We start from the raw sequence: 2,692 nt of genomic DNA, 5'->3' as shown, positions 1-2,692 counted from the left end.
CCGTCAGCAGGAGGAAGTGGTCGTCGTCCGCCAGCCGTACCAGGTCGGCCCGCAGGAGCCGGCCCGTGTTCAGGTCGAACGGGCGCGTCGCCTCGGCGCGCAGCACTTCGCCGGCGCGGGTCTCCGGGTCCGTCTCGGTCCGCAGGTCGTGGACCGTGACCTCCACCGGCCAGGGTGCGGTGATCACCTGCCGCGGTGTGCCGTTGTCGTCCGCCGGGAACGACGTCCTCAGCACCTCGTGCCGGGCGACCAGGCCCGACAGGGCCGTGCCCAGCGCGGCGACGTCCAGCGCGCCCCGCACCCGCAGCGCCGTGGGCACCAGGTACTCGGGGCTGTCGGGTGTCAACCGGTCCAGGAACCACAGCCGGTGCTGCGCGAACGACAACGGCAGCGGTCCGGCCTCCCGGTCACCGCGTGCGATGCGGGCCGCTTCCGCACGCCGCCGCATGCGCGACAGCAGCCGTGCCTCTACCGGGTTCTCGCCCATGATGTTCCGTCCTCTTCGTCTTCTCGTGCGGGCAATGGGCTGCTGGTTCAGGAGTCCTGTTCCGGGGCGTCGAACAGTTCGACGAGCTGTTGCTTGATGCCGACGACGGTCGGCGACTGGAAGAGGCGCCGGAGGCTGATGCGCACTCCGGTCACCGACTCCACCTGGTTGACGAGCTGGATGGCGAGCAGGGAGTGCCCGCCGGCCTCGAAGAACCCGTCGTGGATTCCCACGCGTTTGACGCCGAGGACGGTGGCCATGATCCCGGCGATCTCCGCCTCGATCTCGTCCCTCGGTGCGGTGTACCGGGCCGTGCTGTCGCCGTCGTTCCCCGGAGCGGGCAGCGCCGCGTGGTCGACTTTGCCGTTCCGGTTGAGCGGCAGTTCGGGCAGGACGGTGAAAGCGGACGGCATCATGGCCCGGGGCAGGCGTTCGGCGGCCCACTCGCGCAGTGCGCCGGCGTCCACGGTGGCGCCGGGCGCGGGGACGCAGTAGGCGGACAGGCGTTTGTCGCCGGGAGTGTCCTGCCGAACCACCACCGCGCAGGCCCCGACCGCGCCGTGGGTGAGCAGTGTGGCCTCGATCTCGCCGAGTTCGACCCGGACGCCGCGCAGCTTCACCTGGCGGTCGATGCGTCCCAGCAGGTCCAGTTGGCCGTCCGCGGTGAACCGGCCGAGGTCGCCGGTACGGTACATCCGGCCGCCGCGGAACGGGTCGGCGACGAAGCGCTCGGCCGTGAGGTCGGGCCGCCGGTGGTAACCGCGACCGACGCTGTCGCCGCCGAGGTACACCTCGCCGAGCACGCCGGCGGGCACCGGGCGGCGGTCCGGGTCGAGGACGTACACCGTCTGGTTGACCATGGGGCGGCCGGCGAGGACCGGTCCGGCCGGGTCCGTGCGCGGGGCCCGCCAGTAGGTCGTGTCGACCGAGACCTCGGTGGCGCCGTACAGGTTGACGAGGTCACCGGGGAAGCGTTCGGTGAACCGGCTCACCAGTGTCGGCTGGAGCGGTTCGCCGCTGGCGAAGGCGTACCGCAGGTGTGTGCAGTCCCCCGGCCGCACCCGGGAGACGAACAGGTCCAGCAGACTGGGTACGAAGTGCAGGCCGACGACGCGGTGGGCGCACATCAGGCGGGACACCTCGGCCATGTCGAGCCGGTCGGAGCCGGGCACCAGCACGACGGTGGCGCCCTGCCACAGGGGCCAGAAGATCTCGTACGCCGAGACGTCGAAGGACAGCGGTGTGGCCTGGAGGAATCCCTCGCCCTCGGCGAGCGGGAACGCGTGCTGCATGCCGGCCAGGTAGTTGACCACTCCGCGGTGTTCGATGCGGACGCCCTTGGGGCGGCCCGTGGAGCCGCTGGTGTAGATCAGGTAGCACAGGTCGCCGGGGTCCGCGGCGGGTTCCGGCGGGTACGTGGGCAGGGTGTCCGGCAGGTCGGCGGGCCGGTCCACGCGGAGCAGTTCCGGGCCCTTGGGCAGCAGGGGTGCGTGCGCGGTGTCGGTGACGACCATCGGCGCGCCGGAGTCCGCCACCAGGTACGCCAGCCGCTCCGCCGGGTGTTCCGGGTCGAGGGGCACGTAGGCGGCGCCGGCCTTGAGGATGCCGAGCAGCGTCCACACCATGGCGGGCGAGCGTTCCAGGCAGACGCCCACGGGTACGTCCGGACCGATGCCGGGGACGGCGCGCAGCCGGTGGGCGAGGCGGTTGGCCCGCTCGTCGAGCTGACGGTAGGTCAGGGTCTCGGTGCCGCAGACGACGGCCACCGCCTCCGGGTCCTGCGCAGCCCGCTGCTCGAACAGCCCGTGCAGGGTCGCTGTCGGGACGGGTGAGGCGGTGTCGTTCCACTCGGTGAGGATGCGGTGCCGTTCGTCCACGTCCAGCATCTCCACCTCGGACAGCGTGCTGTGCGGGCGAGCCGTGGCCGCGGCCAGCAGGTTTGTGAAGTGGCCGGCCATGCGGCGCGCGGTGTCCTCGGTGAACAGGTCGTCGGCGTAGACCACGGCGCCGTCCAGCGTGCCGTCCGCCGCCTCCGCGAGGTACATCGACAGGTCGAACTTGGCGTTCCGGACCGGGGTCTCGACGGGCTCCGCCGACAGACCCGGCAGGTTCCAGGCGTCCGCGCCCGGTGCGTTCTGCAACGCGAACATCGTCTGGAACAGCGGGTTGCGGGACGGGTCCCGGTCGGGGGCCAGTTCCTCCACG

At 72.0% G+C, this 2,692-nt stretch carries 2 protein-coding genes; both read right to left on the bottom strand.

From position 1 onward, the window contains the following. A partial coding sequence (locus LG395_RS40850) for a condensation domain-containing protein (RefSeq protein WP_225814646.1) occupies positions 1–487 on the bottom strand: 487 nt, incomplete at its 3' end. A 47-nt stretch (positions 488–534) separates the two neighbouring features. Then, the coding region (locus LG395_RS40845; protein WP_225814644.1) for a non-ribosomal peptide synthetase at positions 535–2,692 on the bottom strand (2,158 nt) is incomplete at its 5' end.

Source organism: Streptomyces spinosus (assembly GCF_020400655.1).
GTDB lineage: Bacteria > Actinomycetota > Actinomycetes > Streptomycetales > Streptomycetaceae > Streptomyces > Streptomyces argyrophylli.
This window is presented reverse-complemented; position numbering and strand designations above follow the sequence as displayed.